The following is an 18,400-nucleotide window of genomic DNA, read 5'->3' as shown; positions in this document are numbered from 1 at the left end:
GAGCCGGTCGTCTTCAGCCGAAAAAGAAAAGGGAGCAGGGGGAAAAGGCGCGCAGACAAAGCGCCGGCAGGCACGAGACCGCGGACATCCGCAGGTCGCGTGCCTGCTTTTTTTTGCCCGCGCGAAGCGGCGCCTACCAGTCTTCCTTCACCGCCAGCACCGCATCCTTGCCGGCCGCGGCCCGCCCCGCCATCCACGCGGTGACGGTGCCCGCGGCCACCACGGCCGCGCACAGCGCGAGCAGCCGGCCCCAGGGCAGCAGCAGGTCCATGGTCCAGTGGAAGCTCTGCGGATTGACCACCTTCACCAGCACCACCGACACCGCGAGGCCCAGGCCCAGTCCGGCCACCGCGCCGATGGCGGTCCAGGCGGCGCCTTCGCCGGCCACCACCGCGAGCACCTGCGCGCGCGTGAAGCCCAGGTGCGCGAGCAGGCCGAATTCCTTGCGCCGCGCGAGTACCTGCGCGCTGAAGCTCGCGGCGATGCCGAACAGGCCGATCGCGATCGCCACCGCCTGCAGCCAGTAGGTGACGGCGAAGCTGCGGTCGAAGATGCGCAGCGAGACCGCGCGGATCTGGCCCACGGATGCGATCTCCACGTCCGAGCCCGCGCGTTGCGCCGCCAGTGCGCGCACCGCTTCCTGCACCGCGCCTTCCGTGGCGCCGGGCGCGAGCCACAGCGCGATGTCGCTGACATCGCGATCGCCGGTCAGGCGCTCGAAGTCGCGTGCCTCGATCGCGATGGCGCCGAACTGCCGCGCATAGTCGCGCCACACGCCGGCCACGAAGAAGGTGGCCGGCGCGCCACCCGCTGCGGGCGCCAGCGCGTTCGACAGCGGCGCGAAGCCGCTGCCGGGCCTGGCGCCGTAGAGGTCGACCATCGGCTCGCTCACGTAGATGCCGATCTGCCCCTCGGGCACCGGCAATGCGCGACCCACCAGCGGCAGCGCCTGCGCCACGCCGCCTTCGAGGTGGCGCGAGATCAGGGTCACCGCGGGCTGCGCCGTATCGAGCTGCAGCGAGCGCGTGCGCAGCGTGCCGCTGCGCTCCACGCCGGGCAGCCGCGACAGCGCCTGCACGAGCTCGGGCGCGAAGGTCGCGGTGTCGGTGCTGCTCTCGGCGCCGCTGTTGCCGCCGCGCCCGCTCGAGGTGGCGCGCACGTAGAGGTCGGCCGGCAGCACGATGTCGAGCCATTGCGTGACCGAGTCGCGGAAGCTCGCGACCATCACCGTGAGCGCGACCGCGAGACTGAGGCTCGCGACCACGCCGCTGACCGCCACCGCCGCGGTGCCGCGCATGCGGCGCGCGCGCTCGATCGCCAGCATCGGCAGCACGCGGCGCGACAGCAGCGGCGCGATGCGGTCGTAGAGCAGCGCGATCAGCCACGGCAGCGCGGTGATGCCGCCGACCAGCAGGCAGGCCACCGACAGGTAGGCCGCCACCGGCACGCCGCGGATCGCGGGCAGGTTGGCGAGCGCCGCGCCCAGCGCGATCAGGCCCAGCGCCAGCCAGTGGCTGCGGCCCTGCGCGGGCGGCGCGCCCAGGCCCTTGAGCGTCTGCGCCTCGGGCAGCGCCTGCGCCGCGCGCGCGGGCCACCAGCCGCCCACCAGCGCGGCCGCCACGCCGAGCGCGCCATAGAGCAGGGCCGCGCCGCCGCTCCAGTGCAGCGTGGGCGCCACGCCCTCGAAGTAGCCGCCGCCGAGGTCGCCGCCGAGCACGCGCAGCGCGACATCGGCCAGCGCGGTGCCGAGCGCGAGCCCGGCCGCGCTGCCGATCAGCCCGAGCACCAGCGATTCGGCCAGCACCAGTCGCAGCCGCTGGCGCGGCGTGAGGCCCAGCACGCCGAGCAGCGCGAACTGCTGCGCGCGCTTGGCGACGCTGAGCGCGAGCACCGAGAACACCAGGAAGGCCCCGGTGAACAGCGCCACCAGCGCCAGCACCGTGAGGTTGACGCGGTAGGCGCGCGAGAGGTTGCTCACGCGCTCGGCCGAATCGCCGGGCTCGGCGAACTGCAGGCCGGCGAGCCAGCCGGGCGTGGCCTGCAGCGCCGCGATGAAGGCCGCGCGGTCGGTGCCCGCGGCCAGCCGCAGGTCGATGCGGCTGAGCTGGCCAAGCCGGCCGAAGCGTTCCTGCGCGGTGGCGATGTCCATCACCGCGATCGCGCCGCCGCCGGCCGCCACGTGGCCGGCCACGCGCAGCCGCTGCCAGTCAGCGCCGCTGCGCAGCCGCACGCTCTCCTCGGCGCCGGCCGGCGCCTGCGCGGGCAGGCCGAGCGCACTGCGCGCGGCGGCGTTGAGGAACACCAGGTCGGGCGCGAACAGCGCGAAGCGTTCGGCATTCGCATCGGGCTGCGGCATCAGCGCGGGCGCGATCGCGGGCAGTGCGAGCGCGTCGACGCCGATCGCGCGCAGCGGCACCTGACGCTCTTCGCCTCCGGGCGCCGGAGCGACCAGCGCGAGCGCCTGGAACTCGAGCACCGGACTCGCGAGCGTCACCTGCGGCTGGCGTGCCAGCGTCTCGAACACCGCCTCGTCGAAGCCGCCCTGCGGCGCGCGCAGCTCGAGGTCGGGCTGGCCGTTGACCGAGCGCACCGCGCTCGAGAACTCGTCGAGCGCCGAGGCGTTGATGAGCTGCACCGAGAACGCGAGTGCCACGCCCAGCATCACGGCCAGCACCGCCGCCGCGTTGCGCCAGGGGTGGTGGCGCAGTTCCTGCCAGGAGAAGGTGGTGAGCAATGCACGCATGGGGCGATTGTGGCGGGGCGGGGCAAGGCCTTCGTGGCGTGGCACCATCCGGGCCTGTGTCCCTGACCGAGGAATCGACGATGCGGCTTTTCTCCCGCGGTCCGCGCTGCGGCGCCCCTGCCTCGCTGCGGCGCCTGGCGCTGCTGTCCGTGTTGTCGATGGTGCTGGTCGCCCCGGCCGTCGCGCAGTCGCCGCCCGGCGCGGCGCTCTCGCTCGCGAGCGATCCGGCCCTGATCGCGCGCACCGCGCTCGGCAGCGAGCGCGGCACCGTGGTGGTGGGACTGCTGCGCGGCGGCAAGGCCAGCTACGGCGCGGCCTACAACCCCGAGCCGCCCGCGCCGCGCGCGCTCTCGGCCGAGAGCGCCGAGCAGCCGATGTTCGAGATCGGCTCGGTCACCAAGGTCTTCACCGGCCTGCTGCTCGCGCAGGCGGTGGAGCGCGGTGACATGAAGCTCGACGACAACCTCGGCCAGCTGATGGCCGGCAAGATCAAGGCGCCGCTGTCGCCGGCGGTGGCCTCGGTCACGCTGCGTCAGCTGGTGACCCACACTGGCTGCATGCCGGTGATGGCCGACGGCGTGACCGGCGGCCCGGCGCTGGCCTCGCAGATGCGCGCCTTCGAACGCCAGGAGCTCTACGACGCGCTGCCGCGCATCAGGCTGCTGGGCACCGCGCCGCCCTGCGCGGGCGCGTACAGCAACTACGGCATGGCGCTGGTCGGCCTGCTGGTGGCCGACCGCTACCACACGACCTGGAGCGAACTGGTGCGCGCGCGCATCACCGAGCCGCTGGGCATGAACGACACCGTGATCCTGCTCGGCGACAAGGCCTCGCGCATGGCGCCGGCCTTCGCGGGCGACCGGCGCCAGTCGCTGCTCGACATGAAGGCCTATGCGCCGATCGCGGCGCTGCGTTCGACCGCGGCCGACATGATGGTCTTCAGCCGCGCCATCCTTGCCGGCGCCAGCGGCCCGTTCGGACCGGCCGCCGTGCGCCTGCTCACGCCGCTCGCCAGCTACGAGGGCGCCGAGATCGCCTATGCGGTGATGGTGCGCGGCACCGAGGGCGCTCGCCGCACCTACTACCACGCGGGCGTCACCGAGGGCTACCGCACCCTGTGGATGCTCGCGCCCGACACCGGCGAGGCCATGATCCTCCTGAGCAGCAACACGCGCGCGCCGCTGCAGCGCGTGATGCTGGCGATCGGCAAGAGCCGCTATCCGGCGCCCACGGTCGAGGTGCCGGTCGATGCCGACAAGCTGGCCGAGTACCGCGGCGAGTACCGCGTCACCCCCTCCAAGTCGCTGGACTTCACGGTACGCGGCGGCCGCCTGCTGGTGCGCGAGAGCGGCCGTGGCTACAACCCGCTCAAGCCGATCGGCACCGACCGCTTCACGGTGGGCGAGATCGGCGCGCAGATCGTGTTCCAGCGCGAGGGCGGGCAGGTGGTGGGCGTGACGCTGTCGCAGGGCGGCGCGCAGGTCGCCGGGCGGCGCGTGCGCGAAGCCGCGCTGGTGGACTAAGGGCGCTCGGCGGCGTCGAGCAACTGCTCGATCCACGCCGCGCGTATCGCGCCCGGCACGCGCGTGCCGTCGCCGAAGATCAGCGTGGGCGTGCCGCTCACGTCGTAGCGCCTGCCGAGCGCCGCGTTGCGCTGCAGCGGCGAGGCATCGCAGCGGCCCGCGGGCGCGCCGGGGTCGATGCCCTTCTCGATCCATTGCTCCCAGTTGCGGGCAGGCCGGGCGCTGCAGAGGATGTTGCGTGCCTTGGCCACCGATTCCTCGCCGAGCACCGGGTAGAGGAAGACATGGACGGTGACGTTGCCGATCGCCTTCAGGTCCTTGTCGACGCGCTGGCAGTGGCCGCAGCGCGGATCGGAGAACACCGCGATGCGGCGCTTGCCGTTGCCGTGGACCAGCGTGATCGCGTCCTGCAGCGGCAGTTGGTCGAACCGGAAGCCCTCGAGCTTCTTGAAGCGGCCCGCGACATCGTCGCGCCGGGCCTGGGCATGGACCATGGTGGCGGTGGCTCCCCAGGTGCAGGTGGCGAGCAGAAGGCGGCGGCGGAGGTTCATCGAGACGGTCCCTGACATCGTTGTGAGCGTGAATGCGGTTCGGGCAAGCGGCGAAGGTTCCCCGACCGCGCGCGCATCAATGCACTGCATCGTGCAGGGTGCGCACTTCGTCCGCGGCATGGCGCGGCCACAGCGCGAGACCGCCCGCGAGGCTCCAGGCCTGCGCATGGCCGAGGCGGCGCAGCGCGCGCGCCGCCTGCGCGCTGCGGTTGCCGCTGCGGCAGAAGAACAGGATCGGCGTTTCGCCCGGCAGCGCCAGCCAGTCGGGCAGGGCGTTGAGCAGCCGCGAGAGCGGCACGGCCTGGCGCCGCGCGGCATCGAGCACGCCGGGCTGGCCGAGCCGCTGCTCGTAGGGCTCGCGCACGTCGACCAGCAGCAGGCCCGGATGCTTGCGCAGCAGCGCGGCCGAGGCCTCGGGCGACAGCTCGGGCGTGCCGCCGCCGGCGCAGCGGTCGACCCGCGCGCCGCAGGCCATGGTCCGGTACTCGGTGAGCCCGAGGTCGCGCTCGAGGGCCGCCTTCGCGCTCGCGAAGCCCTGCGCGTCGAGGTGGCCCTCGAGCACGTCGTCGAGCAGCGGCTGGGCCATGCGCTCGGTGACCAGCGTGCTCGCGAAGCGGTCGTCGTAGTCGTGGCCCGGCAGCAGCAGCGTGTCGGGCTTGAGGGCGCGCTGCAGCTTCAGCAGGGACGGGCCGAAGGCCAGCGGCCGGCTCTGCGCGAAATCGCTGCGGCCCAGCGCGCCGGGCATCACGGTGTCGCCGACGAAGGCCAGGCGCAGCCCCTTGGCGTCGCGCAGCAGGTAGACGGTGGAGTCGGCGGTGTGGCCCGGCACGGCCAGCCGCGTGAGGCGCAGCGCGCCGAGCGCGATCTGCGTCGCGCCTTCGGGCCAGCCGAGCGCATCCACCGCGCCCGCCTCCAGCTGACGCGCCGGCACGGCGGCACGCAGTTCGGGCCCCGAGGAGGCATGGTCGCCATGGCTGTGGGTGTCGAGCACGGCCGCCAGCGTGTAGCCGTGGCAGCCCAGCCACTGGGTCAGCTGCGCGTTCAGTTCGGGCAGCGGATCGATGACCACGCAGCGCCGGCTCTGGTCATCGGCCAGCAGGTAGCAGCAGGCGCCGTCCACCACGAAGCGGGTCAGGCGCTCGGGTGGCTGCGCCTGGTTCTGCGGCACCGGGCCCAGGCAGCTCTGGCGCAGCGACTCGCCGCAGGCGCGGATGCGCGCGCAGGCCTCGTCGATGAAGGCATCGTCGCTGGCAGGACCGAAGGACAGCCGCACCGCCGACGCGGTCTGCCAGGCGGGCAGACCCATCGCCTCGAGCACGTAGCTGGGCCGGGCCTTCGAGGCACCGCAGGCCGAGCCGCCGCTCACGCGCATGTCGGCCGCGTCGAACAGGTCCAGCAGCAGCTTGGAGCTCAGGCCCGGCACCGAGAAGTTCAGCGTGGTCGGCAGGCACAGCGCGCTCGGCGCATTGAAGACCAGGCCCGGGAAGGCCTCGGCCAGCGCGGCGGCCAGGCGGTCGCGACAGGCCGCGAGCGCGTCGGCGCGGCGGAAGGTGAAGCCTTCCTCCAGCGCGCCCAGCACCGCGCCGAGCGCGGCGATGCCCGACATGTTCTCGGTGCCCGAGCGCAGCGAATCCTCCTGGCCGCCGCCGGCCATCAGCGGCGTGAAGGGCGCGCCCTCGCGCACGTAGAGCAGGCCGATGCCCTTGGGCGCATAGAGCTTGTGGCCCGAGAAGGGCGCGTAGTCGATCGGTCGCTCGCCCAGGCGCAGCGGCAGCTTGCCGAGCGCCTGCACGCTGTCGACCATCCACAGCGCCGGGCTGCAGACCAGCGCGGCCGCGATGCCGTCGAGGTCGCTGACCACGCCGGTCTCGTTGTTGGCGGCCATGGTGCAGACCATGCCGGCGCGCGGCGCGTGCGCGCGCAGCCAGTCGAGGTCGTGGCGGCCGTTGCGGCCCACGGGAATCGCCAGCACCTCGAGGTCGAGGCCCAGCAGCGCGTTCCAGTGGCGCAGCGCCTCGGGCACGGCCTTGTGCTCGGTCGCGCCGTAGAGCAGCAGCTCGGGCACGCTCTCGCCGGCCTGGCGCCGCGCGCGCAGCGCGTTCAGAGCCGACAGCACGGCGGTCTGGATGCCCTCGGTCGCGCCGCTGAGGAACAGCAGCCGCCCCGTGGGCGCGCCGATCGCGCGGCGGGCGCGCTCGCGCACCGCGTCCATCAGCGCCCGGGCCTTGAGGCCGGTGTTGTGGATGCTGCTGGGATTGCCGAAATCGCCGGCCATGGCGGCCAGCGCGGCCTCGCGGGCCTGGGGCAGAACGGGGGTGGTGGCGTTGGCGTCGAGGTAGATGTCCATGCCTCGATTCTGCGAAGCCGCGACAGGAAAAGGCTTGCGTTGTAGACTCGATTTCCCTGAGTTTTGAGAATCGGATTCTATTTTTCATGGCAAAGATAAAACTGGACGCCATAGACAGGAAGATTCTCGAGCTGCTGCAGCTCGACGCCGGGCGCCAGATCGCCGAGCTGGCGAGCGAGGTCGGCCTGTCGCAGACGCCGTGCTGGCGCCGCATCCAGCGGCTCAAGGAAGCCGGCGTGATCACGCGCAACGTGATGCTGGTCGATCCGCGGAAGGTCAACGTGGGCGTGACGGTGTTCGTCGCCGTGCGCACCAGCACCCACACGCAGGCCTGGTTCGATCGCTTCAAGGCCGTGGTCGACGTGATCCCCGAGATCGTCGAGTTCTATCGCATGAGCGGCGAGATCGACTACCTGCTGCGCGTGGTGGTGCCCGACATCGCGGCCTACGACAAGGTCTACAAGCGGCTGATCGCCGACACCGAGCTGTTCGACGTCAGTTCCAGCTTCGCGATGGAGGAGATCAAGTTCACGACCGCGCTGCCGCTGTCGTACGCGCAATAGCGAAGGGATCAGGCCGGGTGGGCGAGCGCGAACAGCGCGCGCGCCATCGCGTCGATCTCGTCGCGCATCGCGAGCGTGGCCAGCCATGGCGCCGGAATGCCCGCCACGCCATGAAACGCGCCCGCGAGCTGGCCGCAGATCGCGGCCGTGGTGTCGGCGTCGTCGCCGAGGTTGGCGGCCGCGAGGATCGCTTCCTCGAAGGAGTCGGCCTGCGCGAAGCACCACAGCGCCGCCTCGAGCGATTCCACGCAATAGCCCGAGCCCTTGATCGCATCGCGCGGCTTGTCGCGCCAGCGGCCGGCCGCGAGCGCGGCCACGCCGGGGCTCGGTGCTTCGCCGATGTCGCGCGGCGCGAGGATCGACGCCTTGTTCTCGCCGCGCAGCGCGGCCTGCAGCTGCAGCGCGAACAGGCGCGAGCAGGCGATGGCTTCGGCCGCGCCGTGCGTGGTGCGCGTGCTGTCGGCGGCAAGCCGCAGCAGCGCGGGCGCATCGGCCACGCCGAACATCGCGACCGGCGCGAGCCGCATCAGCGCGCCGTTGCCGGCGGTGCGCGGATCGGGATCGCCCGCGAAGGGATCGCCGCTCGCGAGGTAGCGCGACAGCGCGTTCGACACCGTGATGCCGATGTCGAAGCAGCGCCCGTTGCTGCTCATGTAGCCCACGCTGCGCCAGTTGCAGTAGCGGTTCATCTGGTCGACGGCATCGAAGCCGCGGCAATGGACCAGGCTGGCCGCGAGGCACAGCGCCATCGAGGTGTCGTCGGTCCATTCGCCGGGCGCGAGGCCGAAGGGCCCGCCGCCCTGCATGCCGGTGACGGGCACGAAGCTGCCGCGCGGGCTGAATTCCACGCGCGTGCCGACGGCGTCGCCGCAGGCCAGGCCGAGCAGGGCGCCGCGGAAGCGGTCTTCCGTCGAGGTCGTCATGATTTCAACCCGCCCGCAGCCGGTCGCGCACGGCCATCAACGCGAAGCCCAGCAGGTTCTGGCCGCGCCAGCGCGCCGGCTCGCGTGCGTCGGCATGGCTCGCGGCCATGCCGATGCCCCAGATCGCGTCGTAGGGGCTGGCTTCCACCAGCACCTGCTCGCCGGTGCGCAACAGGAACTCGCCCATCGCCGCATGCTGCGAGAACTTCGCGAGGTTGCCCTGCACGACCAGGTCGAAGGCCGCGTTCGTCCATGTCGCGTCGTCGAAGCCGCGCACCGCGCGGCCCAGCTTCTTGGCCTCGGCCGGCGTGCGCGCGGCGAGCACCTGGCCCAGGACCTCGGTGTCGCCGAAAAGCCGCGCCTTGCCGGCCATCATGAAGTGCTCGGCCGTGGCGTATCGCACGCCCTCGATCTCGAACGGCGCCTCGAACCATTGGCTGAAGCAGCCCTTGCCGGCGCTGCCGTCCTTCTCGGGCTGGTGGCCCCAGAACAGCAGGTAGCGGGGCTCGAAGCCCTGGGCGATGCGCTCGATCAGGGCGGTGCGGTGGAGGGTGGTGTCGGTCATCTTCTTCATCCCGTTCTCATCTCCGGGGACTGCCGTTTCCCGCCTCGTCGGCAGAGGTTGGCCAGTGCTCGGTTAATTAGTTGTTCAGTACAACAAATTGAGGGTTGTATAGTACAACTAATCATCCGAACGTCAAGCCCGCGTGAGCAAGCCCTCTTCTTCCCCATCCTCGCTCGACTTTCCCCGCCCCCTCGTCACCGTCGACGTGGCGATGTTCACCGTGCTCGACGACGCGCTGCAGGTGCTGCTGGTGCGTCGCCCCGTCGACAGCGCCGAGCCCCATCCGGGACGCTGGGCGCTGCCGGGCGGCTTCGTGAACGTCGACGAGGACGCGACGCTGCTGGACTGCGCGCTGCGCAAGCTGCGCGAGAAGACCGGCGTGGTCACGCCCTACCTCGAGCAGCTCGGCAGCTGGGGCGGGGCGAAGCGCGATCCGCGCGGCTGGTCGGCCACGCATTGCTTCTATGCACTGATCCCGGCGCAGGCGATGCAGCTGCGCGGCGGCGCCAACGCGGCCGAGGTGGCGTGGTTCGAGGTCGAGGCGGCGCTGCGCAAGCGGCTGGCCTTCGACCATGGCGAGCTGCTCGCGGCGGCGGTGGCGCGGCTGCGCAGCAAGGTCGAATACACCTCGCTGCCGGCCTTCCTGCTCGAGGAGCCGTTCACGCTGCCGGCGCTGCAGCACACCTATGAGGTCGTGCTCGGGCGCCCGGTCGACAAGAGCGCGTTCCGCAAGCGCATGCTCGACGGCGGCTTCATGGAGGAGGCCGGCATGCTCGCGGGCGGGGCGGGGCGCCCGGCGATGCGCTACCGGCTGCGCGACCGTTCGCGGGCGGCGCTGTTCCCGCGCACCTTCAATGCCCGGCCCGACGCGGGCTGAGCGCGCCGCACCTCACAGGCGCAGCATCATCGCGCCGAGGTAGGTGCGCACCGCCGCGCTGCTCGCGAGGCCGATCGCGCGCTCGTAGGCCTGGCGCGCCGCGGCGCGCGCGCCGCCGGCCGCCAGCAGGTGCGCGCGCGCGGCCCAGAAGGGCTGGTAGTTCGCGACCTCGTCGGGCGGGATCGCATCGAGCGTGCGCAGGCCGGCGTCGGGTCCGCGCGCGTTGGCGAGTGCGCAGGCCAGGCTCACCTGCGCGCCGATGCTGGGCCGCAGCGCCAGCAGGCCTTCGTAGAGCGACACCAGCGCCTCGGGCGGCACCGGAGCGCCGACGCGGCGCTCGCAGTGCGCCGACTGGATCGCGGCCTCGAGCTGGTAGGCGCCCAGGCGCTGCATGGCCGAGGCGCGGCGCAGGCAGGCCTCGGCCTCGGCGAGCAGGTCGGGATTCCAGCGCGCCGGATCCTGCTGGTCGAGCGGCACGTAGGCCCCGCTGTCGCTGCGGCGCGCCTCGGCGCGGCTCTCGCAGAACAGCATCAGCGCGAGCAGGCCCAGCGGCTCGGGCTCCTCGGGCATCAGCGCGCAGAGGATGCGGCCGAGGTCGATGGCCTCGGTGGTGAGGCCGTCGGGCCGCGCATCGGCGCCGTCGACGTCGTCCCAGCCGGTGCCGTAGGCGGCATAGATGCCGTCGAGCACGTCCTGCAGCCGCTGCGGCAGCTCGCGAGCCTGCGGGTACTCGAAGGGGATGCGCGCGTTGCGGATGCGTGTCTTGGCGCGCACCAGCCGCTGGCTCAAGGTGGCGGGCGAGGTGAGGAAGGCGCCGGCCATGCGCGCGGCATCGAGGCCCAGCACGGTCTGCAGCATCAACGGCGTGCGCGCGGCGGCGTCGATGGCCGGATGGGCGCAGACGAAGAACAGGCGCAGCCGGTCGTCGGGCACGGCATGGCCCTCGGCCTCGGCGGTGTCCATCTCGCCGGCCAGCAGCAGCAGGGTCTGGGTGGCGTCGTCCTGCACGCGGGTGTGGCGCCAGGCGTCGAGCCGGCGGTTGCGCGCGACGCTCAGCAGCCAGGCGTCGGGACGCTCGGGCACGCCATCGGCGGGCCAGCGCTCGAGCGCGCGCGCGAAGGCATTGGCCAGCGCGTCCTCGGAGCCGGCGATGTCGTGCGTGCGTGCCGAGAGGATCGCGAGCAGCCGGCCATAGGACTGGCGGGCCGCTCGCTCGGCAGCCTCGCGGGCGGCCGTGTCGTTCATGGCGCGTGCCCCGGCGGCTTCAACCGCCCTGGGCGCTGGCGGTGAAGGCCGGACGGACTTCCACGCCGCCGGTAGCGGCGCAGGGCGCGCGCGCGGCCCATTCGAGCGCGGCGTCGAGGTCGGGCACGTCGATCACGAAGTAGCCGCCGAGCTGCTCCTTGGTGTCGGCGAAGGGGCCGTCCTGCACCTGGCGCCTGTCGCCGCGGATGCGCAGGGTGGTGCCGGTCATCGGCGGCATCAGGCCGTGGCCGCCGAGCGCGAGGCCCGACTGGCGCACCGCGTCGGCATAGGCCACCCAGCTCGCGCGCCGGGCCTGGGCGGACGCATCGTCGCGCTGCTCGAATTCGGCAGGCGTCTGATAGAACAAAAGCATGTACTGCATGGTGCAACTCCGTCGTGAAAAGCGGATCGAGCAAGATCGCTCACACCAATGACGGCTGGCTGACCGGCATTTCGACAGCGAGTTGCATATTCTTTTACGACGCGGCCGGCAGCGCAATGGCGGTCGCCCCGACCTTCAGCATGGCGCTGGCCGGCCGGGCCGGTCGCCCGAGGCAGAATCGACCGATGCCGATGACACGCGACGACAACCTGCGCCGGGCGCACGAACTGCTGGACTGGAACCGGAAGAACCTGCGCGCCGACACCGCGCTCACGCAGGCGCTGATCGCCGAACGCTTCGCGCCACGCTTCGTGGTCGAGGCCAACGGCCGCCGCCACGACGCCGACCACGACAACTACCTGGCGTTCCTGAACGGCTTTCGCGCCACGATCGCGCGCATCGACTACCGCGTGAGCCACGCGGTGGCGGACGAGGAGTCGGTGGTGCTCGCGATGCGCGCGCGCGTCGAGCGGACCGCGGGCGCGGTCGACCACTTCGACGCGATGCTGCTGCTGCGCTTCGATGCGCTCGGCAAGGTCGTGCTGTGGCACGAGGTCTACCTGCCGGTGGCGGACGCGGGCTGAGCCGCGCCGTCGTGATGTGGGTCGGGTTCAGGCCGCCCGGGCCTGTTCCTTCGGCGCGAACATCGCCTCGAGTTCGCTGCGCAGCTTGAAGGCGTGGGTGCCGGTGTCCATCGCCACGTCGGCCCAGGTCAGGCTCTGGCCCTTGCGTACCGGGCGCACCAGCTTGATGCCGTGCGCCAGCCCCAGCGGCAGGCCGCCGATGCGCAGCGAGCGCTCGGCCGGCAGCAGCTTGCCCCAGACCGTGTAGCCGCCTTCGCCGTCGAGCAGCTCGCCGGGCGCGAGGTCGCGCTTGGCGGTGGCGACCACGTCGGCGTTCCAGCAGGTGGCCACGCCCGTGGGTTCGCCGCGCAGCGCCACGCTCGCGACCGACAGGCCGACCTCGAGCCCGATCAGGTGCCAGCGCTTGTAGAGCGTGAAGTAGCGCCCGCTCGGGTCGGTGTGGGCGTTGTATTCCTCGAAGCAGTTCTTGATGTAGTCGGTCTCGGCCTCGACCGTGACCCACACGCCCATGCGGATGTCGTAGGGGATCCTGCGGCCGTCGGCCTCGAGCGAGGAGACCACCTCGACCATGCCCTTGCGCTCGAGCACGCCGCCTTCGTCGCGCGGGCGGGTCACGAACGGGATGTCCTCCACGCTGGCCGGCGGATAGAGCAGGCCGTCGGAGGGCACGCCCAGCCCGGTGGCATTGGCCACGGCCGAGCTTTCGATCGAGGGCTTGGAGCCGTCGAGGAAGCTGTTGAACATCTTCGGGTTGAGCCCGCCGCGCCGCGCCTGCTCGGGCGTGAGGCCGTAGTTGCCCCAGACGGTCTCGGGCGTGGATTCGCTGAAGTGCGGCAGCCACTTGTGGCCGCGCCCGGCCGCCACCACCGGGAAGCCGCAGGTGCGGGCCCAGTCCACCAGGTCGCAGATCAGCGCGGGCTGGTCGCCGAAGGCCAGCGAATAGACCACGCCGGCCTGCTGCGCGCGGCGCGCCAGCAGCGGGCCGCAGAAGGCATCGGCCTCGACCGTCACGTTGACCACGTGCTTGCCGTGCGCGAAGGCGTCGAGGCAGTGGTCGACCGCGGCCACGGGGTTGCCGGTGCACTCGACCACGATGTCGATCGAAGGCTCGCGCGTCACGGCCTGCCAGTCCTCGGTGATCCAGGTGGCGCCGGACTTCAGCGCTTCCTGCACCGACGTTGCGTTGGCGCGCGCGGCCTCCCAGCCCACGCGCTCGAGGTTGACGCGCGCGACCGCGGGCGAGAGGTCGGCGATCGCGACCAGCTGCACGCCCGGCGTGCGCGGGATCTGCGCGAGGTACATGGAACCGAACTTGCCGGCGCCGATCAGGCCGATGCGGATCGGGCGGCCTTCGGCGGCGCGCTGCTGGAGTTTCTGGTGGAGGCTCATGGAAGGGGTCTTGTCTCGGTGGTTCTTCTGGGCGGGGTCAGGCGACGGCCTCGAGCGTCTCGGTCGAGGTGCGCAGCGCGCTCTCGGGCAGGCCGTTCTTCCACGGCAGGTCGACCGGGTAGGGCTTAAGCAGGCAGTCGTCGGGCAGCATCGCTATCGGCGCGAAGTCGCGGTGCGCGATGTACTCGGGACGCTTGTGGCGGCGGATGTGGTTGCTGACCGCGCACAGGCTCAGGTAGACCGCCACGCGGTTGAACGGCGACAGGTTGCTGCCCGAGGCATGCACCAGGCAGCTGTGGAACAGGATCATCGAGCCGGCCGGGCCCTTGGGCGAGACGATGCCGCCGTCCTTGCCGCCGGCGCGATCCACCAGCTGGCGGATCAGCGCGTTGTCGACCGTCCACAGCGGGTAGCTGGTGGTCGTGAGGTCGTGCTTCGCGTCGACCACGCCCTTGCGGTGGCTGCCCGGGATGAACATCAGCGGGCCGTTGTGCTCGTTCACGTCGTCGAGAAAGATCGCGACGTTCATCGCGCGCTCGGTCGGCATCAGGTCGTCGTTGAGCCAGGTGCCGTAGTCCTGGTGCCATTGCCAGACGTCGCCCTCGAAGGCCATCTTGCCGTTGATCTTGAACTGGTGCATGTAGACCTCCTCCTCGAAGAGGTCGCGCACCGGGCCCACCATGCGCGGATGGCGCGCGAGCTTCGCGAAGGGCTCGCTGTAGAGGTGGGCCGCGAAGTTCGTGCGCACCGCGTCCGAGCCCTTCTCGCGCACGTTGAAGGCCTCGCGGCGGCCGTAGAGCTCGGGCACCGCGTCGGTCAGCACGCGGGTCTCCTCGGGGGAGAAATGGCCGGGAAAGAACAGGTAGCCGTCGCGCTCGAACTGCGCGCGTTGCTCGGGGGTCAGCTTCATGCGGTGTCTCCTTGGATCGTGCGTGGGTGGGAAGGGATCGGGGAAGAGGGGGTGGATGCGCGCGCGAGCTGCTCGGCCAGGCGCCGGCCCAGCGCCTCGCTGGCCTGCGCCACGTGCTCCTCGCTCAGGCGCGCGGCCTCGCCGGCATCGCCCGCGGCGATGGCGGCCGCGATGGCCTCGTGTTCGTCCCACAGCGACTCGCGCTGCGGCTCGGCCTGCAGCACCGCGCCCATCGCGCGGCGCAGGTGGCGCCAGTGCTGGTCGGCGCTCTGCGCGATCAGCGGATTGCCCGAGGCCGCGTAGATGGCCTGGTGGAAGGCCATGTCGGCATCGATCATGGCCTCGACGTCGCGCCCGCCCGCAGCGCGGCGCCCGCGCTCCATCAGCTTGGGGTCGATGCGAAAGCGCTCGGCCGCCGCGAGCCGCGCGGCCAGCACGTCGAGCGCGCCGCGCACCTGGTAGACCTTGCGCATCCAGTCGGGATCGAGCGGCGCCACCAGCACGCCGCGGCCCGGCGCGTCGTGCACGAAGCCGTCCTTCTTGAGCAGCCGCAGCGCCTGCAGCACCGGCTGGCGCGACACCGCGAGCCGCTGCGCGATGTCCTCCTGCGTGAGCCGCTCGCCGGGCGCGAGTTCGCCGCTGCTGATCGCGCCGAGCAGGGCGCGGTACACCTGGTCGACGAGGTCGGGCGCGACCTCGATGCTGACGAGCTGGGCGGGCATGGGTGACTCCGTTTCTGAACTCTGTATACAGAGTACGGAATCCGGCACGGCTGCGCAGCTAGGGTTTTCACCGGCGTGGCCGGTAGCACCCGCAATGCTCGCGTAACGCCCGGCCACACAATCCAGCCCGATTTCGACGGGTCTTTCCTTTCTTTCTTTCTTTCTTTTCAGGTCAGCTTTTCGCGACCTTCCGGGTGTACAACCCTCGCCCAATGCAAAACCAAGACAACAAAGCAACGCAGGACCCCCGCCACGCCTCGCCGGCCGGCCCCGCGCGCAGTCGCGCAGCCTGGCCCCGCCAGGGTGCCGTCCTGGGAGCGGCCCTGCTGCTGAGCGCCTGCACGCTCGGCCCCGACTTCAAGACCCCGGGCCTGCCGGCCGCCGCGCAGGGCGCCGACTACACGGCCTCGCCGATGCCCGGGCGCACCGCGCAGGCGCCGGTTCCGGGCGGCCAGTCGCAGCAACTGCTGCCGGGCCGGGACATTCCCGCGCAGTGGTGGGCCGTGTTCCGTTCCGAGCCGCTCGACCGCCTGATCCGCGACGCGCTCGCGCAGAGCCCCACGCTGGCCTCGGCCCAGGCCACCTTGCGCCAGGCCCAGGCCAACTACGAGGCCCAGTCGGGCAGCCTGCTGTGGCCCCAGGTCAACGGCTCGCTGGGCGGCACGCGCGAGCGCGCCTCGCAGGTCACGACGCAGGTGCCCGGCGGCCAGCTGCTCACGCTCTACAACGCCCAGGTCAACGTCAGCTATGCGCTCGACGTCTTCGGCGGCAACCGCCGCGCGCTCGAGGGCGCGCAGGCCACGCTCGAGGCGCAGGGCTACCAGGTCGAGGCGGTCTACCTGACCCTGACCGGCAACCTCGTGACCACGGCGATCCGCGAGGCCGCGCTGCGCGCGCAGCTGCAGGCCACGCGCGAGGTGCTGCAGGCGCAGCAGCAGCAGCTCGACGTGATCGAAAAGCAGTTCGACACCGGCGCCATCCCGAAGTCGACCGTGCTGCAGCAGCGCACCCAGGTCGCGCAGACGCTGGCCACGATCCCGGCGATCGAGAAGTCGCTCGCGCAGACGCGCCATCAGCTCGCGGTCTACGCGGGCCGGCTGCCGAGCGAGGCCGGGCTGCCCGAGTTCGATCTCGCGAGCCTGAACCTGCCGGCCGAGCTGCCACTGTCGCTGCCCTCCGAGCTCGCGCGCCAGCGGCCCGACGTGCGCGCCAGCGAGGCCCGGCTGCACGCGGCCAGCGCCCAGATCGGCGTGGCCACGGCCAACCTCTATCCGAAGTTCAACCTCACCGGCAGCTACGGCAGCAGCGCCACGCGCTCGCGCGACCTGTTCCGCTCGGCCACCGATTTCTGGAGCGTGGGCGCTGCGCTCGCGCAGCCGATCTTCGATGGCGGCACGCTGCGCGCGCAGAAGCGCGCGGCGGTCGCGGCCTACGACGCGGCCGCGGCGCAATACCGCGACACCGTGCTCGGTGCCTTCCAGAACGTGGCCGATGCGCTGCGCGCGCTCGAGCTCGATGCCACGGCGCTGCAGACCCAGGCCACGGCCGAGTCGCTCGCCAGGCAGTCGCTCGACCTGGCGACCGCGCAGTTCCGCGCCGGTGCCGTCAGCTACGTGCAACTGCTGACCGCGCAGCAGGCCTGGCTGCAGACGCACACCGCGCTGGTGCAGGCCCAGGCCGCGCGCCATGCCGACACCGCCGCGCTGTTCCAGGCGCTGGGCGGCGGCTGGTGGAACCGCGGCGAACTCGCCGACGCGACCATCGCCCCGGCCGCCGACACCGCATCCGCCCCGGCGCGGAACTGAATCCCGCCGCGGCATGAAAACCTCATGCCGCGGCACCCCATCCCTTCATCCATAACTCGAAGAGAAGCCTACCCATGACCCGGAGAATGATCATCATGATCGGCTGCGTGCTGCTGGTCGTTGCCGCGCTGGCGCTCGGCAAGTTCCTGCAGATCCGCGCATTGATTGCCGCCGTGCCCAAGCCGGGCCCGCAGACCGTGTCGACGGTCGAGGTGCAGAAGCTGCAGTGGCAGTCCCAGTTCTCCGCGGTCGGCACGCTGAACCCGGTGCGCGGCGCCGACCTCGGCACCGAGGTGGCCGGGCTGGTGCGCCAGGTGCATTTCAAGTCCGGGCAGGACGTGAAGGCCGGCGCGCTGCTGGTCGAGCTCAACGCCGACTCCGACATCGCCCAGCTGCACGCGGCCGAGGCCGCCGCCGCGCAGGCCGCCACCGTGCTCAAGCGCGACCAGGCGCAGCTCGCGGTGCAGGCCGTGAGCCAGGCGCAGATCGATGCCGACACCAACGACCTCAAGGCCAAGCGCGCGCAGGTCGAGCAGCAGGCCGCGCTGGTGGCGAAGAAGTCGATCCGCGCGCCGTTCGCGGGCCGCCTGGGCATCAGCGCGCTGAATCCGGGCCAGTACGTGAACGCGGGCGACAAGCTGGTCACCTTGCAGACGCTGGACCCGATCTATGTCGACTTCACGCTGCCGCAGCAGCAGCTCGCGGGGCTCGCGGTCGGCCAGGCGGTGAACCTCGCGGTCGATGCCTTCGCCGGCCAGGCCTTCAGCGGAAAGATCAATGCGATCAGCCCCAAGGTGGACGCCGCCACGCGCAACGTGCAGGTGCAGGCCACCGTCTCGAACCCGAAGCAGCAACTGCTGCCGGGCATGTTCGCGACCGTGAAGATCGACATCGGCGGCGCGCGCGAACAGCTCACGCTGCCGTCCACCGCCGTCACCTACAACCCCTACGGCTCGACCGTGTTCGTGGTGAAGACGGCCGATGCCTTCAAGGCCGCGACCGCGCCCGCGGCCGGCGCATCGGGCGCCGCGCCGGCTGCGCCGGCGGCCAATGCCAACGCGCCGAGCGGCGACCAGCTGGTCGCGCAGCAGGTCTTCGTCGAGACGGGCCCGACGCGCGGCGACCAGATCGCCATCGTCAAGGGCCTGGAGGCCGGCCAGGTGGTGGTGAGCAGCGGGCAGAACAAGCTGAAGAACGGCACGCCGGTGAAGGTCGACAACAGCGTCCAGCCGGCCAACAGCCCGAACCCGACGCCGCAGGAAAAGTGAGGC

At 71.9% G+C, this 18,400-nt stretch carries 16 protein-coding genes; 6 read left to right on the top strand and 10 right to left on the bottom strand.

The features are described from left to right. Window positions 1-133 precede the first annotated feature (133 nt). Complete coding sequence (locus AC1HIL_RS25435; protein ID WP_479670323.1) at window positions 134-2,743, bottom strand: FtsX-like permease family protein; 2,610 nt, start codon at window positions 2,741-2,743, stop codon at window positions 134-136. Between the two features lie 80 nt (window positions 2,744-2,823). On the opposite strand from AC1HIL_RS25435, the gene AC1HIL_RS25430 reads away from it, so the two are divergent. Then, complete coding sequence (locus AC1HIL_RS25430) at window positions 2,824-4,266, top strand: serine hydrolase (protein ID WP_479670322.1); 1,443 nt, start codon at window positions 2,824-2,826, stop codon at window positions 4,264-4,266. On the opposite strand, the gene AC1HIL_RS25425 is transcribed toward AC1HIL_RS25430, so the two are convergent. After that, entirely contained in the window at window positions 4,263-4,817 is a 555-nt protein-coding gene (locus tag AC1HIL_RS25425; protein WP_057597099.1) for a DsbC family protein, read from the bottom strand. The genes AC1HIL_RS25430 and AC1HIL_RS25425 overlap by 4 nt on opposite strands. 76 nt (window positions 4,818-4,893) lie before the next feature. Further along, window positions 4,894-7,164 (bottom strand): aminotransferase class V-fold PLP-dependent enzyme, encoded by a 2,271-nt coding sequence (locus AC1HIL_RS25420; protein WP_479670321.1) that lies wholly within the window; start codon window positions 7,162-7,164, stop codon window positions 4,894-4,896. A 101-nt stretch (window positions 7,165-7,265) separates the two neighbouring features. On the opposite strand from AC1HIL_RS25420, the gene AC1HIL_RS25415 reads away from it, so the two are divergent. Continuing rightward, window positions 7,266-7,727: an Lrp/AsnC family transcriptional regulator gene (locus AC1HIL_RS25415; RefSeq protein ID WP_462982923.1), complete on the top strand. Its 462-nt coding sequence runs from the start codon at window positions 7,266-7,268 to the stop codon at window positions 7,725-7,727. 8 nt (window positions 7,728-7,735) lie between these two features. Here AC1HIL_RS25415 and AC1HIL_RS25410 read toward each other — a convergent pair whose 3' ends face one another. Continuing rightward, window positions 7,736-8,650 carry an ADP-ribosylglycohydrolase family protein gene (locus AC1HIL_RS25410; protein WP_057597102.1) on the bottom strand — a complete coding sequence of 305 codons (915 nt, stop codon included), beginning with the start codon at window positions 8,648-8,650 and terminating at the stop codon, window positions 7,736-7,738. Between the two features lie 4 nt (window positions 8,651-8,654). After that, complete coding sequence (locus AC1HIL_RS25405) at window positions 8,655-9,215, bottom strand: NADAR family protein (protein WP_422096517.1); 561 nt, start codon at window positions 9,213-9,215, stop codon at window positions 8,655-8,657. A 142-nt stretch (window positions 9,216-9,357) separates the two neighbouring features. Between AC1HIL_RS25405 and AC1HIL_RS25400 the strand changes: the two genes are divergently transcribed. Next, a complete protein-coding gene (locus AC1HIL_RS25400) occupies window positions 9,358-10,092 on the top strand; it encodes an NUDIX hydrolase (protein WP_479670320.1) in 735 nt (244 codons plus the stop codon). Between the two features lie 12 nt (window positions 10,093-10,104). Here the strand turns inward: AC1HIL_RS25400 and AC1HIL_RS25395 are convergent, their stop codons facing one another. Together AC1HIL_RS25395 and AC1HIL_RS25390 are read right to left on the bottom strand one after the other, a co-directional pair. Further along, window positions 10,105-11,337, bottom strand: a complete 1,233-nt coding sequence (locus tag AC1HIL_RS25395) for an RNA polymerase sigma factor (protein WP_479670319.1) — start codon at window positions 11,335-11,337, stop codon at window positions 10,105-10,107. Between the two features lie 19 nt (window positions 11,338-11,356). Beyond that, entirely contained in the window at window positions 11,357-11,719 is a 363-nt protein-coding gene (locus AC1HIL_RS25390) for a YciI family protein (protein ID WP_057596857.1), read from the bottom strand. Window positions 11,720-11,904: 185 nt separating this feature from the next. Between AC1HIL_RS25390 and AC1HIL_RS25385 the strand changes: the two genes are divergently transcribed. After that, the gene (locus tag AC1HIL_RS25385) at window positions 11,905-12,303 is read left to right on the top strand and encodes a nuclear transport factor 2 family protein (RefSeq protein ID WP_057596856.1); all 399 of its coding nucleotides are present in this window, start codon (window positions 11,905-11,907) and stop codon (window positions 12,301-12,303) included. A gap of 27 nt (window positions 12,304-12,330) precedes the next feature. On the opposite strand, the gene AC1HIL_RS25380 is transcribed toward AC1HIL_RS25385, so the two are convergent. Genes AC1HIL_RS25380 through AC1HIL_RS25370 form a run of 3 tightly spaced genes read right to left on the bottom strand, consistent with a single transcriptional unit; the run spans window position 12,331 to window position 15,324 of the window. Further along, entirely contained in the window at window positions 12,331-13,692 is a 1,362-nt protein-coding gene (locus AC1HIL_RS25380; protein WP_479670318.1) for an NAD(P)H-dependent oxidoreductase, read from the bottom strand. Window positions 13,693-13,729: 37 nt separating this feature from the next. Further along, window positions 13,730-14,602: a phytanoyl-CoA dioxygenase family protein gene (locus AC1HIL_RS25375; protein WP_057596854.1), complete on the bottom strand. Its 873-nt coding sequence runs from the start codon at window positions 14,600-14,602 to the stop codon at window positions 13,730-13,732. Then, window positions 14,599-15,324: a GntR family transcriptional regulator gene (locus tag AC1HIL_RS25370; RefSeq protein ID WP_479670317.1), complete on the bottom strand. Its 726-nt coding sequence runs from the start codon at window positions 15,322-15,324 to the stop codon at window positions 14,599-14,601. The genes AC1HIL_RS25375 and AC1HIL_RS25370 overlap by 4 nt, the downstream gene beginning before the upstream one ends. Before the next feature lie 212 nt (window positions 15,325-15,536). Here AC1HIL_RS25370 and AC1HIL_RS25365 point away from each other — a divergent pair, with 212 nt between their 5' ends. Next, a complete protein-coding gene (locus AC1HIL_RS25365; protein WP_413762955.1) occupies window positions 15,537-17,129 on the top strand; it encodes an efflux transporter outer membrane subunit in 1,593 nt (530 codons plus the stop codon). Window positions 17,130-17,203: 74 nt separating this feature from the next. After that, a complete protein-coding gene (locus AC1HIL_RS25360; RefSeq protein ID WP_479670316.1) occupies window positions 17,204-18,397 on the top strand; it encodes an efflux RND transporter periplasmic adaptor subunit in 1,194 nt (397 codons plus the stop codon). Window positions 18,398-18,400: the final 3 nt, after the last annotated feature.

Source organism: Variovorax sp. ISS6 (assembly GCF_056523145.1).
Note: the sequence above shows the minus strand (reverse complement) of the source record. Positions and strands in the feature narration are given on the sequence as shown.

Excerpts from the sequence above, each read along its gene's own strand:
- AC1HIL_RS25390 (WP_057596857.1), bottom strand. The coding sequence starts at position 11,719 with ATGCAGTACATGCTTTTGTTCTATCAGACGCCTGCCGAATTCGAGCAG.
- AC1HIL_RS25430 (WP_479670322.1), top strand. The coding sequence starts at position 2,824 with ATGCGGCTTTTCTCCCGCGGTCCGCGCTGCGGCGCCCCTGCCTCGCTG.
- AC1HIL_RS25420 (WP_479670321.1), bottom strand. The coding sequence starts at position 7,164 with ATGGACATCTACCTCGACGCCAACGCCACCACCCCCGTTCTGCCCCAG.
- AC1HIL_RS25405 (WP_422096517.1), bottom strand. The coding sequence starts at position 9,215 with ATGACCGACACCACCCTCCACCGCACCGCCCTGATCGAGCGCATCGCC.
- AC1HIL_RS25425 (WP_057597099.1), bottom strand. The coding sequence starts at position 4,817 with ATGAACCTCCGCCGCCGCCTTCTGCTCGCCACCTGCACCTGGGGAGCC.
- AC1HIL_RS25435 (WP_479670323.1), bottom strand. The coding sequence starts at position 2,743 with ATGCGTGCATTGCTCACCACCTTCTCCTGGCAGGAACTGCGCCACCAC.
- AC1HIL_RS25360 (WP_479670316.1), top strand. The coding sequence starts at position 17,204 with ATGACCCGGAGAATGATCATCATGATCGGCTGCGTGCTGCTGGTCGTT.
- AC1HIL_RS25380 (WP_479670318.1), bottom strand. The coding sequence starts at position 13,692 with ATGAGCCTCCACCAGAAACTCCAGCAGCGCGCCGCCGAAGGCCGCCCG.
- AC1HIL_RS25395 (WP_479670319.1), bottom strand. The coding sequence starts at position 11,337 with ATGAACGACACGGCCGCCCGCGAGGCTGCCGAGCGAGCGGCCCGCCAG.
- AC1HIL_RS25410 (WP_057597102.1), bottom strand. The coding sequence starts at position 8,650 with ATGACGACCTCGACGGAAGACCGCTTCCGCGGCGCCCTGCTCGGCCTG.
- AC1HIL_RS25375 (WP_057596854.1), bottom strand. The coding sequence starts at position 14,602 with ATGAAGCTGACCCCCGAGCAACGCGCGCAGTTCGAGCGCGACGGCTAC.
- AC1HIL_RS25370 (WP_479670317.1), bottom strand. The coding sequence starts at position 15,324 with ATGCCCGCCCAGCTCGTCAGCATCGAGGTCGCGCCCGACCTCGTCGAC.
- AC1HIL_RS25365 (WP_413762955.1), top strand. The coding sequence starts at position 15,537 with ATGCAAAACCAAGACAACAAAGCAACGCAGGACCCCCGCCACGCCTCG.
- AC1HIL_RS25385 (WP_057596856.1), top strand. The coding sequence starts at position 11,905 with ATGCCGATGACACGCGACGACAACCTGCGCCGGGCGCACGAACTGCTG.